Annotated in this window: 12 protein-coding genes; 8 read left to right on the top strand and 4 right to left on the bottom strand. The window is 68.8% G+C overall.

Annotated elements, in window-relative coordinates; genetic code table 11:
* The first annotated feature begins 57 nt into the window (after positions 1-57).
* From GO999_RS04075 to GO999_RS04060, 4 genes are all read left to right on the top strand, one after another.
* On the top strand, positions 58-246 hold the full coding sequence (locus GO999_RS04075) for a Trm112 family protein (RefSeq protein ID WP_003266270.1): 189 nt from the start codon (positions 58-60) through the stop codon (positions 244-246).
* Positions 247-264: 18 nt separating this feature from the next.
* A complete protein-coding gene (gene kdsB / locus GO999_RS04070) occupies positions 265-1,071 on the top strand; it encodes a 3-deoxy-manno-octulosonate cytidylyltransferase (RefSeq protein ID WP_011002447.1) in 807 nt (268 codons plus the stop codon).
* A 319-nt stretch (positions 1,072-1,390) separates the two neighbouring features.
* The gene (adk, locus tag GO999_RS04065) at positions 1,391-2,059 is read left to right on the top strand and encodes an adenylate kinase (RefSeq protein ID WP_011002448.1); all 669 of its coding nucleotides are present in this window, start codon (positions 1,391-1,393) and stop codon (positions 2,057-2,059) included.
* Between the two features lie 157 nt (positions 2,060-2,216).
* Positions 2,217-2,975, top strand: a complete 759-nt coding sequence (locus GO999_RS04060; RefSeq protein WP_211906558.1) for a 3-hydroxyacyl-CoA dehydrogenase — start codon at positions 2,217-2,219, stop codon at positions 2,973-2,975.
* 467 nt (positions 2,976-3,442) lie between these two features.
* Here the strand turns inward: GO999_RS04060 and GO999_RS04055 are convergent, their stop codons facing one another.
* On the bottom strand, positions 3,443-4,399 hold the full coding sequence (locus GO999_RS04055; protein ID WP_111374590.1) for a LysR family transcriptional regulator: 957 nt from the start codon (positions 4,397-4,399) through the stop codon (positions 3,443-3,445).
* Positions 4,400-4,503: 104 nt separating this feature from the next.
* Here GO999_RS04055 and GO999_RS04050 point away from each other — a divergent pair, with 104 nt between their 5' ends.
* Positions 4,504-6,018: a CoA-acylating methylmalonate-semialdehyde dehydrogenase gene (locus tag GO999_RS04050; RefSeq protein WP_111374575.1), complete on the top strand. Its 1,515-nt coding sequence runs from the start codon at positions 4,504-4,506 to the stop codon at positions 6,016-6,018.
* Positions 6,019-6,039: 21 nt separating this feature from the next.
* Here the strand turns inward: GO999_RS04050 and GO999_RS04045 are convergent, their stop codons facing one another.
* Complete coding sequence (locus GO999_RS04045; protein WP_019718331.1) at positions 6,040-6,933, bottom strand: LysR family transcriptional regulator; 894 nt, start codon at positions 6,931-6,933, stop codon at positions 6,040-6,042.
* Positions 6,934-7,041: 108 nt separating this feature from the next.
* Between GO999_RS04045 and GO999_RS04040 the strand changes: the two genes are divergently transcribed.
* On the top strand, positions 7,042-8,061 hold the full coding sequence (locus GO999_RS04040) for a bile acid:sodium symporter family protein (protein WP_016724095.1): 1,020 nt from the start codon (positions 7,042-7,044) through the stop codon (positions 8,059-8,061).
* A gap of 54 nt (positions 8,062-8,115) precedes the next feature.
* Here GO999_RS04040 and GO999_RS04035 read toward each other — a convergent pair whose 3' ends face one another.
* On the bottom strand, positions 8,116-9,639 hold the full coding sequence (locus GO999_RS04035) for an N-acetylmuramoyl-L-alanine amidase (protein ID WP_020832565.1): 1,524 nt from the start codon (positions 9,637-9,639) through the stop codon (positions 8,116-8,118).
* Complete coding sequence (gene tsaE, locus GO999_RS04030) at positions 9,633-10,211, bottom strand: tRNA (adenosine(37)-N6)-threonylcarbamoyltransferase complex ATPase subunit type 1 TsaE (RefSeq protein ID WP_016725954.1); 579 nt, start codon at positions 10,209-10,211, stop codon at positions 9,633-9,635. Before tsaE ends, GO999_RS04035 begins: the two co-directional genes overlap by 7 nt.
* A gap of 16 nt (positions 10,212-10,227) precedes the next feature.
* Between tsaE and queG the strand changes: the two genes are divergently transcribed.
* On the top strand, positions 10,228-11,379 hold the full coding sequence (gene queG, locus GO999_RS04025; protein WP_069079111.1) for a tRNA epoxyqueuosine(34) reductase QueG: 1,152 nt from the start codon (positions 10,228-10,230) through the stop codon (positions 11,377-11,379).
* A gap of 232 nt (positions 11,380-11,611) precedes the next feature.
* A complete protein-coding gene (locus GO999_RS04020) occupies positions 11,612-12,262 on the top strand; it encodes a chalcone isomerase family protein (RefSeq protein WP_011002457.1) in 651 nt (216 codons plus the stop codon).
* Positions 12,263-12,305: the final 43 nt, after the last annotated feature.

The following is a 12,305-nucleotide window of genomic DNA, read 5'->3' as shown; positions in this document are numbered from 1 at the left end:
CTGTGCCCCCGCCGCATCGGCGGGCTGCCGTGCCGCCCGCCCCGGAGCCTTACCGTCATGGACAATCGCCTGCTGGAAATCCTGGTCTGCCCGCTGTGCAAGGGCACGCTGCAACACGACCGCGCCCATAACGAACTGATCTGCCACGTCGACAAGCTGGCCTATCCGATCCGCGACGGCATCCCCGTGATGCTGGCCGACGAGGCGCGCCAGACCGTCGAAGGCACGCCGGTCGATCCGGCCTGACGCGGACGACGCCCCGCCATGTCGCACGCGCCGTTCATTGCCGTCATCCCCGCGCGGCTCGCCTCCACGCGGCTGCCCAACAAGCCGCTGGCCGACATCGGCGGCAAGCCGATGGTGGTGCGCGTGGCCGAACGCGCGCACCAGTCGTCGGCGGCGCGCGTGGTGGTCGCCACCGATGCCGTCTCGGTGGCCGATGCCTGCATGCAGCACCATATCGAGGCGGTGCTGACCCGTGCCGACCACGCGTCGGGCACGGACCGGCTGGCGGAGGTCGCCACCGTGCTGGCGCTGCCCGATGACGCCATCGTCGTCAACGTGCAGGGCGACGAACCGCTGATCGCCCCGACGCTGATCGACAACGTGGCCGCGCACCTGCGCGACCACGCCGATTGCGCCATCGCCACCGCCGCCCATCCCATCCGCGCCGCCGCCGACATCTTCAACCCGAACGTGGTCAAGGTCGTGCTGGACGCCGCCGAGCGCGCGCTGCTGTTCTCGCGCGCCCCGCTGCCCTGGGCGCGCGATGCCTGGACGCCCGCCGCGCTGGACCAGCCCGCCGCCGAACGCCCGCTGCCCGCCATGCCGGTGCTGCGCCATATCGGCATCTACGCCTACCGTGCCGCCTTCCTGCGACGCTTCCCGCAGCTGGCCGCCGCGCCGCTGGAGCAGACCGAGCAGCTCGAGCAACTGCGCGCCATGTGGCACGGCGAACGCATCGCCGTGCTGACCACCGACGATGCACCGGCCGCCGGCGTCGATACGGCGGAAGACCTCGCCCGCGTGCGCGCGGCATGGAGCGATTTATTGTCGCAGGACGGGCCCTAGCGGGAACTTTGCCCCGCCGCGCGGCAATCCCCCCGCGCCGCCATGGCATAATCGCGAGGATGACAAGTCGCATGCCGCCGCCCACGACAGGCGCGGCAGCGATGGCACGGAGACAAATCGAGCCATGGGCGCTGCCGTCCGGCGGAGCCTCATTCCCAGTGTCCTGGTAAGGCTGGCGTCAAGTTCGCCCGCTAGGCTCCCCGTTTGCGTTGCTCGCATCACCAGACGTTTTGGGAATCGGTCCCGCGCACCGGACCGATTCCCAACGCGTTTCAAGCAATTGGCGCACCGGAATTTAAAACTTGAGGAACTCGTCACCATGCGGTTGATTCTGTTGGGCGCACCCGGCGCCGGCAAAGGTACGCAAGCCAAATTCATCTGCGAACGCTTCGGCATTCCGCAGATCTCCACCGGCGACATGCTGCGCGCCGCCGTCAAGGCCGGCACCCCGCTGGGCATCGAAGCCAAGAAGGTGATGGACGCCGGCGGCCTGGTGTCCGACGACATCATCATCGGCCTGGTGAAGGACCGCCTGCAGCAGTCCGACTGCAAGAACGGCTACCTGTTCGACGGCTTCCCGCGCACCATCCCCCAGGCCGAAGCCATGAAGGATGCCGGCGTGCCGATCGACTACGTGCTGGAGATCGACGTGCCGTTCGACGCCATCATCGAGCGCATGAGCGGCCGCCGCGTGCACGTGGCCTCGGGCCGGACCTATCACGTCAAGTACAACCCGCCCAAGAACGAGGGCCAGGACGACGAAACCGGCGATCCGCTGATCCAGCGCGACGACGACAAGGAAGAAACCGTCCGCAAGCGCCTGTCCGTGTACGAGAACCAGACCCGCCCGCTGGTGGACTACTACTCCGGCTGGGCCGAGAACGGCAACGGTGCCGCCAAGGTGGCGCCGCCCAAGTACCGCAAGATCAGCGGGATCGGCAACGTGGAAGACATCACCGGCCGCGTGTTCGGCGCACTGGAAGCCTGACCCGGCCGCTACACCGCACCACCGAAACGCTCCGCTTGCCGGAGCGTTTTTTTTGCGCGCGCCGACCGCCCGGCCTGCCGTCCACCGCCGGCTTCGCGGTAACATATGACGTTGACGTAAACGTCAATTACCTCGAAGACCCCATCAGGAGACAGGCATGGAGATTCGCGATCAGGTGTTCATCGTCACCGGCGGCGCGTCGGGCTTGGGCGCGGGAACGGCGCGCGCGCTGGCGGAGGCCGGCGGCAAGGTGGTGATCGCAGACCTGAACGAGGCCGCCGGCGCGGCGCTGGCGCAGGAGATCGGCGGGCGCTTCGTGCGCTGCGACGTCAGCTCGGAAGCCGACGGCCAGGCCGCGGTGCAGGCCGCCACCTCGCTCGGCGCGCTGGCGGGGCTGGTGAACTGCGCGGGCATCGCCCCGGCGTCGCGCACGGTGGGCAAGGCCGGACCGCACCCGCTCGACCAGTTCGCGCGCGTCATCAACATCAACCTGATCGGCACGTTCAACATGATCCGCCTGGCGGCCACGGCGATGACCTCCAACGCCCCCAATGCCGGCGGCGAGCGCGGCGTCATCATCAACACCGCGTCGGTGGCGGCGTTCGACGGGCAGATCGGCCAGGCCGCCTATGCGGCATCCAAGGGCGGCGTGGTGGCGATGACGCTGGCGATCGCGCGCGACCTGTCGCGCGACGGCATCCGCGTGATGACGATCGCGCCGGGCATCTTCGAGACGCCGATGCTGCTGGGCATGCCGCCGGAGGTGCAGGATGCGCTGGGCAAGATGGTGCCGTTCCCGCCGCGGCTGGGGAAACCGGCGGAGTATGCGCAGCTGGCGCGCGCCATCATCGAGAACCCGATGCTCAACGGCGAGACGATCCGGCTCGACGGCGCCATCCGCATGCAGCCGAAGTAAGGCCGACTGGCTGTGAGCGTCAGGCAGTGGTTTACGGACGGGCGCGCACCGGTCGCCAGGCGGCTGATGTATCGTCGGGAAGATCACCCTGGATGGACTCAAGGGTCGGCTCGGGATGCCGGCCACGGGATGTGCGTCTCCCAGGCCTCGCGCAGTCGCACCCACTGGATTGGCTTGCGAAGCAACTCGTCGAACGCACGGTTGCTGTCGCAACCCATTCGGGCCAAGGGTTCCAGCAAGTCGTCGTGCCCTTGGACACGCAGACACCGGAAAGCGGCTAATTCGAGGACAAGCGCGACAGCAGCCGCGGCTCAAGCCCACCTCGTTGAGCCGCGTCGAACCGATACGGCGCAGGCCGTGGACGGTGAACGGTTTTAGCTAACGGCAAACCGGCGCGCTTGGCCTGCTCGGCCGCGATCTATCGCGGGCAGCGCCCCCTCCTTCGGCCTGTCATGCAGGCGCCTTTTTCAGCCCGCCGCTCCACCCCGCGGCGGCCCCGAAAAACCCCCGGCAAGCTGCGTGCGCAAGTGCTGCACCAGCGCGCTGACAGCGCTCGGCACGACCGGGCTGTACGGCCGGATGGCAAGGATCTGCTCGCCAAACACCCCGACCGGTCGCCACGCTTCAAGCACCGGCACGAGCCGGCCCGCATCGATGTCGTGTTGAGCACTGAAGTCCGGCAACAGCGCGATGCCAAGCCCGCCGAGCGCCGCCTCGCGCATCGCCTCGCTGTTGTTGGCGGCAAAGCAGCCGCGGATGGGCACGCTGACGCGGCCGCGCTTTCGGCCACGCGGTTCGAAGCTCCACGCCGCCGGCTCATTGCCGCGCAGGTAATACAGACAATCGTGATCCACCAGCGCCTGCGGATGCTCGGGCGTGCCGCGCCGCGCCAGGTAATCCCGGCTGGCCACGAGCACGGCTTGCGTCCGGCACAGCGTCCAGGCGACGTGCGTTTCCGGCGCAGCCGTCACATGACGGATCGCCAGGTCAAAGCCCTCCTGCGTGAGCGAGTGCAACCGATCCGACAGGTCCAGCTCAATGCGCACGCCGGGGTAGCGCTGCAGGAAGGCCGGCAGCAGCGGCACGATCTGCTGCCGGCCGAGCGCGACCGGCACGGTCACGCGCACGAGCCCGCGCGGCTCGCCGGCCAGATCCTTCACGCGCGCGAAATGCACGGCGATCGTCTCGTAGGCGTCGCGCGTGCTGTCGACCAGCGTCTGCCCGGCCTCGGTCAGGCGTACGCTGCGCGTCGTCCGTCGCACCAGCGGCACCGCTGCCGCCTTCTCGAGGTCGGCAATGCGCTGACTCATGGCCGCCTTGCTGATGCCCAGACGTTGGGCCGCGGCGGTGAAGCTGTTCGTCGTCGCGAGCACCGTCAGCGAATGGATGTGCGGCAGCAGCGTCTGGATATTTTTCAGATTCATCATTTGATTGTTCACTAATCCAAACAGTGATTCAAGCGTACCGGGCTTCTCCGGTGCCGGGCGGCTGCCTAGACTGCAGCTTCCCCCAGCCAACAGGAGACACGATGCACCCCGCCTTCACCTCCGACGCAGACGTCGGCCACTACATCAACGGCGCGCGACTGCCTGGCCGCAGCGGTCGCTTCCAGGACGTGTTCAATCCCGCTGCCGGCAAGGCCGCCCGGCGCGTCGCGCTGGCCGAAGCGGACGAGGTGAACCAGGCCGTCGCCGCCGCGAAGGCCGCCTTTCCCGCCTGGGCCGACACGTCGCCGATCCGGCGCGCGCGCGTACTGCATCGCTTTCTGCAACTGATGAACGAGCATCGCGACGCGCTCGCGGCCATCATTACCGCCGAGCACGGCAAAGTGTTCTCGGATGCGCAGGGCGAGGTGGCTCGCGGCATCGACATCATCGAGTTCGCCTGCGGCATTCCGCAGTTGCTCAAGGGCGACTACACCGATCAGGTCAGCACCGGCATCGACAACTGGACGATGCGCCAGCCGCTGGGTGTCGTAGCCGGCATCACGCCGTTCAACTTTCCGTGCATGGTGCCGTGCTGGATGTTCCCGGTGGCGATTGCGGCGGGCAACACCTTCGTGCTCAAGCCGAGCGAGCGCGACCCGTCGGCATCGCTGTTCATCGCCGATCTGCTGATGCGGGCCGGCCTGCCCGCCGGCGTCTTCAACGTCGTGCAAGGCGGAAAGCCGGCGGTCGATACGCTGCTCGACCATCCCGACGTGCAGGCGGTCAGCTTCGTCGGCTCCACGCCGATCGCGGCCTACGTCCAGCAGCGCGGCGTGCAGGCGGGCAAGCGCGTGCAGGCGCTCGGCGGCGCCAAGAACCATCTGGTCGTGATGCCCGACGCGAACCTCGACCAGGCGGTCGACGCCCTGATCGGCGCGGCCTACGGCTCGGCGGGCGAGCGCTGCATGGCGACCAGCATCGCGGTGCTGGTCGGCGACGTGGCCGACCGCATCGTGCCGGCGCTGGCCGAACGCGCCCGCACACTCGTCGTCGGCGACGGCATGATGCCCGACGTGGAGATGGGGCCGATCGTCACCCGCGAAGCACTGCAGCGCATCGAAGGCTACGTTGAACAGGGCGTGGCCGAAGGCGCGAAGCTGGTGGTCGACGGGCGCGGCCTGCGCGTGCCCGGCCGTGAGCAAGGCTTCTTCACCGGCGGCACGCTGTTCGACCACGTCACACCGTCGATGCGGATCTACCAGGAGGAAATCTTCGGCCCGGTGCTGGGCTGCGTGCGCGTGAAGGACTTCGCCGAGGCGGTATCGCTGATCAATGCCCACGAATACGGCAACGGCGTCGCCTGCTACACCAGCGACGGCGGCATCGCACGCGAGTTCGCGCGCCGCATCCAGGTCGGCATGGTGGGCATCAACGTGCCGATCCCGGTACCAATGGCCTGGCACGGCTTCGGCGGCTGGAAGAAGAGCCTGTTCGGCGACATGCATGCGTATGGCGAAGAAGGCGTGCGCTTCTATACGCGGCAGAAGTCGGTCATGCAGCGCTGGTCGTCCAGTATCGGCAAGGGCGCCGAGTTCGCCATGCCGACCGCCAAATAGCGCCGCGAGGCCCTGATGCGGCTAGCCGGCCGGCAGCGCCATGCGGCGGATCATCTGCCATACCGCCTCGGCCGCCGGCGACAGCGAGCGGTCATGCCGCCGCGCCAATACGATGCCGCGCGTCTCGCGCGGCGCAAGCGGCACCGACACCAGTTGCGACGACGACGGCAGCGGCAGCGAAAGCGCCGGCACCACGCCCGCGCCGATGCCGGCCTCCACCATGCCGAACACGGCGGCGGTATGCCCCATCTCCTGCGCCACATCGGGCTGCACGCCGTGGCGCAGAAAGATGCGGTCGAGCAGCGGACGGCTGCCGGAAGCGTGGTCGAGCAGCACGATGGCGGTGCGGTGCAGCTCTTTCCAGCGCACGCTGCCGCGCCGCGCGAACGGATGGTCGCGCCGGCACACCAGGCAGAACGGATCGGTCAGCAGCGGCTCGGTCCACAGGCCCTCGGTGTCCAGCGGCTCGATCACCACGCCGAAGTCGGCGCCGCCGCCGCGGATCAGCTGCAGCGTATCGACCTGCACCGAATCGCGCACGATCATGCGGATGTCGGGATAGCGCTTGGCGCACTCGGCCACGTAGAGCGGCATCAGCCGCGTCGACACCGTCGGGCTCGACGCCACCACCACGCGGCCGCGCCGCTGCTCGCCCACCTGGCGCGCCTGGTGCAGCGTGTCGTCCAGGTCGGCGACGAGGCGCTCGAGCGCCGTCGCCAGCGAGCGCCCCACCTCGGTCAGCACCACCTCGCGCGTGGTGCGGTCAAGCAGCTTGAGCCCCAGTTCGCCTTCCAGCTCCGAGATCGACCGGCTGACGGCCGGCTGGGTCAGGCCGATCGTGTCGCCCGCGCGACTGAAGCTGTGCGCGCGTGCCACGGCAAGGAAGACGCGCAACTGGCGCAGCGTCACATTCATGTGGGTACCGTATGAATTGATTCGATCAATGCATTTGTATTCTAGGCGGGGATGGCGTGCAATAGCGGCCATCCCTTGATCCGATCGGCGCCGTGGCTGCGCAAGCACATGAAGATCCCCTTCCTTTCCCGCATCGACGGCTTCATCCGCGCCATGCTGGTGATGGTCCTGCTGGCCCTGCTGTTCCCGTCGCTGGGCGCGAGCGCGGGGCCGCTGCACCTCGATATCGTCACCGTGCTGGGGGTGTCGCTGGTGTTCTTCCTGCACGGCGCGGCGCTGTCGCGCGAGAAGATCGTCGAAGGCGCGCGCAACTGGCGCCTGCACCTGTTCGTGCAGAGCTGCACGTTCGTCCTGTTCCCGCTGATCGGCGCGGCGATCCTGGTCGCATGCAAGCCCTTCATCCCGGCCGAGCTGCTGCTGGGCGTGTTCTACCTGTGCGCGCTGCCGTCCACGGTGTCGTCGTCGGTGGCGATGACCGCGATGGCCAAGGGGAACGTGCCGGCCGCCATCTTCAATGCCACCATCTCGGGCCTGATCGGCATGGTGGCCACGCCGCTGCTGATGAGCTTCGTGATCCAGGCCTCCGGCGCGGAGCTGCCGGTCGGCAAGGCACTGCTGGGCGTGGCCGAGCAGTTGCTGCTGCCCTTCGTGCTGGGCCAGCTGCTGCGCCCGGCCATCGGCGGCTTCATCACGCGGTATAAGGCGATCATCAACAAGGTCGATCGCGCGGTGATCCTGCTGATCGTCTTCAACTCGTTCGCCGATTCGACACATGCGGGCGTGTGGTCGAAGTATCCGTGGGAGACCATCGTCGCCGTGGCGATCATGAGCGGCGCGCTGCTGTTCGTGGTGCTGGGCGCGACGACGTGGATCGCGCGGCGCTTCGGCTTCGGCCTGGCCGATGAGATCACCGCCGTGTTCTGCGGCTCGAAGAAGAGCCTGGCCAACGGCGTGCCGATGGCGAAGATCCTGTTTGCCGGCAACCCGGCGCTGGGCCTGATCGTGCTGCCGATCATGATCTATCACCAACTGCAGCTGATCGTCTGCTCGACGCTGGCGCGCCGGTACGCGGATCGCATCGCGCACGCGGAAGACCGGGCCGCCGACCGCGCCGGCCAGCCCGCCTGATCGGCCACACCACGATCTACGCCGGCGCGCTCAGGACAGCATCGCCGCCGGCCGTCACACGCCCGGATTGCGCGACAGCGGCGGGTTCTTGGCGAAGTAGGCGCGGATGCCGCGCAGGATCGCCTCGGCCAGCTGGTTCTGGTAGGCGCTGTCGGTGAGCTTGGACTCTTCTTCCGGGTTGCTGATGAACGCCGTCTCGATCAGGATCGACGGAATGTCCGGCGCCTTCAGCACCGCAAACCCGGCCTGCTCGACCTGTCCCTTGTGCAGGCGGTTGATGCCGCCGATCTGCTCCAGCACCGACCGGCCGACCTTCATGCTGTCGCTGATCTGCGCGGTGGTCGACAGGTCCAGCAGCACGCGCGTGACCTGCGCATCCTTGGAGCCCAGGTTGGCCCCGCCGATCATGTCCGCCGCGTTCTCCTTGTTGGCGAGCCACTTGGCCTGGGCGCTGGAGGCGCCGCGCTCGGACAGCGCAAACACCGATGCCCCCTTCGCCTCCGGCGACAGGAAGGCATCGGCGTGGATGGAGACGAACAGGTCGGCCTGCACGCGGCGCGCCTTCTGCACGCGCACGTTGAGCGGCACGAAGTAGTCGGCGTCGCGCGTCATCATGGCGCGCATGTTGGGCTGGGCGTCGATCTTGGCGCGCAGCAGGCGGGCGACCGACAGCACCACGTCCTTCTCGTGCGTGCCGGCGCTGCCGGTGGCGCCCGGGTCTTCGCCGCCGTGGCCGGGATCGATCGCCACCGTCAGCAGCCGGCGCATGCGCGGACCGGCAGCCGCGCCGCGCGGCACCGGCGGCTCGGGTTCGATCGCCAGCGGCGGCGACATCGGCGCGTTGGCCAGCGCCGGCGGATTGTCGGCGGCGGGCGACGCGGGCTTGCGCGACGGCGCGCGATTGGCCAACGCCGGACGCCCATCCGCGGCCGGCCGCGTGGCCGCGGACGCCGGGCTGCCGGCGCTGCGGCGCGCCAGCGCGGCGATGGGATCGTCGTCCTCGGCCGGTGCCGGCATCGGCGCGCCGCCCGAGGCGATGAAGCGCTGCTGCTTGTCTTCGGTCGCGCGCACCAGCTGCATCAGCGGGTCAAGCGGATTGGCCGGATACAGGTCGAACACCAGCCGGTTGCGATAGCCGGCGATCGGCAGCAGCGTGAACACCTGCGGATTGACGCTCTCCTTCAGGTCGAACACCAGGCGCACCACGCGCGGCCGGTTCTGGCCCACGCGCACCTGGCGGATGTACGGATCGTTCGGCGTGATCTTGGCCACCAGCTCGCGCAGCGTCGGGTTCAGGTCAAGGCCGTCGATGTCGACAACCAGGCGGTCTGGGTCCGCCACCAGCTGGTGCGTGGCCGACAGCGCGGTGTCCGACTCGATGGTCACGCGCGTGTAATCCTGCGCCGGCCACACGCGCACCGCCACGATGTTGGCGCCGAAGGCGATCTGCGGACCGGCCAGGCTGAGGACGACCGTCCCGGCGCCCGCCCGGGCCATGCGCGACAGCCATTGCCTGCGCGCCTGGCTGGGCAGGTGGGAATCGTCCGGTTGGTCGGTCGGCAGATGCTTGATCAGCATGGGGGCAGCAGTTGCAACAGTTGAAGGCCGGTCGGCGTGCGTGCGCTCAGGCGCGCGAGGCGTGGTGCGTGTTCAACGCCGTCGTCGTAGGTTTCGTGCACCGTGTCGACGGCCAGGGCGATGTGCAGGTCGGGCGTGCCGAGCAGCGCCTGCGCCTTCTCGGGCCATTCGACCAGGCACAGCGCGGGCTCGGCGAAGCAGTCGCGAAAGCCCGCGTCGGTCCATTCCTCGGGATCGACGAAACGGTACAGGTCGAAGTGGTAGACCTTCTGCGTGCCGGAAGCTCCGGGCACCTCGTAGGGCTCGACCAGCGTATAGGTGGGGCTGCGCACGCGGCCGGTGTGGCCCAGGCCGTGCAGGATGGCGCGCGACAGCGTGGTCTTGCCCGCGCCCAGGTCGCCCGAGAGCTGGACCTGCAGGGGCCGCGGACCCAGCGCCCGCACGGCCTGCGCGAAGGCCGCGCCGAACACGGCGGTGGCGGCCTCATCAACAAGCGGCACGGTGCGCTCGGCGAGCGGTTCGGTCGGGCCGGCGGGAGCGGCGGCGGGCGGCACGGTGGGCACAGGAGGCATTGCGTACAATTTAGGCATGTCCGGAACCCCCACGTCACTGCCCGAACCGGGTCTCGATGCGCGCCTGCCCGCCGATGAGGCCGGGATGGCCGCGCTTGTCGCACAGATCCGTTCCTGGGGCACCGAACTCGGCTTCGACGCCATCCGCATCGCCGACATTGACCTGTCGCACGCCGAAGACGGGCTGCGGACGTGGCTTGCGCAGGGGTTTCACGGTGACATGGATTATATGGCGAACCATGGCATGCTCCGCGCACGTCCGGCCGAGCTTGTTGCCGGAACGGTACGCGCCATCGTCGCGCGGATGCCGTATGTGCCACATCGCGGCGCGGCTCCGGCTGCCGGCGACGACTGGCGCGCCATCGAATGGGACCGCCTGCGCCGCCCCGAAGACGCCACCGTCTCGCTCTATGCGCGCGGCCGCGACTACCACAAGGTGCTGCGCCAGCGCCTGCAGAAGCTGGCCGAGCGGATCGCCGGCGCGGTCGGGCCCTACGGCTATCGCGTCTTCACCGATTCGGCGCCGGTGCTGGAAGTCGCGCTGGCGACCAACGGCGGGCTGGGCTGGCGCGGCAAGCACACGCTGCTGCTCGACCGCGACGCCGGCTCGATGTTCTTCCTCGGCGAGATCCTGATCGACCTGCCGCTGCCGGTGGACCCGCCCGTCACGCCCCGCTGCGGCCATTGCACACGCTGCATCGAGGTCTGCCCCACGCAGGCCATCGTCGCACCCTACGTGGTGGATGCGCGCCGCTGCATCTCGTATCTCACCATCGAGCACAAGGGCGCGATTCCGGTCGAGCTGCGCGCGGCGATGGGCAACCACGTGTACGGCTGCGACGATTGCCAGCTGGCCTGTCCGTGGAACAAGTTCGCCGTGCATGCGAGCCTGCCGGATTTCGACGTGCGCAACGGCCTCGATGCCACGGCGCTGGTCGATCTGTTCGGCTGGACGGAAGACCAGTTCAACCAGCGGCTGGAAGGCAGTCCGATTCGCCGCATCGGGCACGAGCGCTGGCTGCGCAATCTCGCCGTGGCGCTGGGCAATGCGCTGCGGGCGCCGTTGCCCGAGCCCGCGCACGCACGGCTGCGTGCCGCGCTGCTCACGCGCGCGGAGGATCCCTCCGCACTGGTGCGCGAGCACGTGGCGTGGGCGCTGGCTCAATAGCGCGGTTTTTTCGATTGCATCGAAATGCCGCGCATCGCTTAATGCGCATCGGCCCTGGTTTTAAACCACGGCGGATGGCAGCCCCCTAATCCATCCAACTCCGTGTTAACGCGGATGGGCGCAAAGCCTTATACCAGGCGGTACGCAAACAGTTGTTCATCAGGGCAGATACCAATTGCCCCGATTTGCAAAATCGCCAAGATATGACTCCAATAAAAACCGCTTTCCCCCGATGTTTTCCACCCGCGCTTTCATCCGCCGCGCGCTGCGTTTTGCTGCGCGTGCCCGCTCCCTCGGCACGCCGCGCGCATGGCGCCGGGGCGTAGCCGGCGCCGCGCTGCTCGCCGCATGCGCCTGGCCGGCATGGGCGGCCGCGGACATCGAGGGCGTGCGCTTCGACGAGGCGGTGCGCCTGGCCGGCCACGAGCTGCCGCTCAACGGCACGGGGCTGCGCTCGTTCTTCATGATCAAGGGCTACGTGGCCGGGCTATACCTGCCCGAGCGGGCCAAGAACGCCGCCGTGATCCTCGGCATGAAGGGGCCGAAGCGGCTGCAGATCCATCCGCTGCGCGACGTCGGCGCCGACACCTTCATCCACGCGCTCGTCGATGGCATCCACCGCAACCAAACCGAGGCGCAGGTGCGCAAGCTGGCCGACCGCCTGAGGCAGCTGGAAGACGCGATGCGCAAGATCGGCGCGACCCGCCGCGGCGACACCATCAACGTCGACTACACGCCCCAGGCCGGCACGGTCCTCTCGGTCAACGGCGTGGCGCGCGGCCGGCCGATTCCCGGCGAAGACTTCTACCAGGCCGTGCTGCGCATCTTCATCGGCGACGACCCGGTCGACCGCGACCTCAAAAGCGGACTGCTCGGCACCTGAGCGCGGGCCGCGCGGCCGGGGCGGTGCCCGCCCGGAGACCGCG

The sequence above is a fragment of the Ralstonia nicotianae genome, assembly GCF_018243235.1.
GTDB lineage: Bacteria > Pseudomonadota > Gammaproteobacteria > Burkholderiales > Burkholderiaceae > Ralstonia > Ralstonia nicotianae.
The sequence above is the reverse complement of the archived record's forward strand: the minus strand, read 5'-3'. Positions and strand labels throughout refer to the sequence as shown.

What these genes read in the sequence shown, in the direction of transcription:
- GO999_RS04075 (WP_003266270.1), top strand. Translation starts at nt 58, where the DNA reads ATGGACAATCGCCTGCTGGAAATCCTGGTCTGCCCGCTGTGCAAGGGC.
- kdsB (WP_011002447.1), top strand. Translation starts at nt 265, where the DNA reads ATGTCGCACGCGCCGTTCATTGCCGTCATCCCCGCGCGGCTCGCCTCC.
- adk (WP_011002448.1), top strand. Translation starts at nt 1,391, where the DNA reads ATGCGGTTGATTCTGTTGGGCGCACCCGGCGCCGGCAAAGGTACGCAA.
- GO999_RS04060 (WP_211906558.1), top strand. Translation starts at nt 2,217, where the DNA reads ATGGAGATTCGCGATCAGGTGTTCATCGTCACCGGCGGCGCGTCGGGC.
- GO999_RS04055 (WP_111374590.1), bottom strand. Translation starts at nt 4,399, where the DNA reads ATGAATCTGAAAAATATCCAGACGCTGCTGCCGCACATCCATTCGCTG.
- GO999_RS04050 (WP_111374575.1), top strand. Translation starts at nt 4,504, where the DNA reads ATGCACCCCGCCTTCACCTCCGACGCAGACGTCGGCCACTACATCAAC.
- GO999_RS04045 (WP_019718331.1), bottom strand. Translation starts at nt 6,933, where the DNA reads ATGAATGTGACGCTGCGCCAGTTGCGCGTCTTCCTTGCCGTGGCACGC.
- GO999_RS04040 (WP_016724095.1), top strand. Translation starts at nt 7,042, where the DNA reads ATGAAGATCCCCTTCCTTTCCCGCATCGACGGCTTCATCCGCGCCATG.
- GO999_RS04035 (WP_020832565.1), bottom strand. Translation starts at nt 9,639, where the DNA reads ATGCTGATCAAGCATCTGCCGACCGACCAACCGGACGATTCCCACCTG.
- tsaE (WP_016725954.1), bottom strand. Translation starts at nt 10,211, where the DNA reads ATGCCTCCTGTGCCCACCGTGCCGCCCGCCGCCGCTCCCGCCGGCCCG.
- queG (WP_069079111.1), top strand. Translation starts at nt 10,228, where the DNA reads ATGTCCGGAACCCCCACGTCACTGCCCGAACCGGGTCTCGATGCGCGC.
- GO999_RS04020 (WP_011002457.1), top strand. Translation starts at nt 11,612, where the DNA reads ATGTTTTCCACCCGCGCTTTCATCCGCCGCGCGCTGCGTTTTGCTGCG.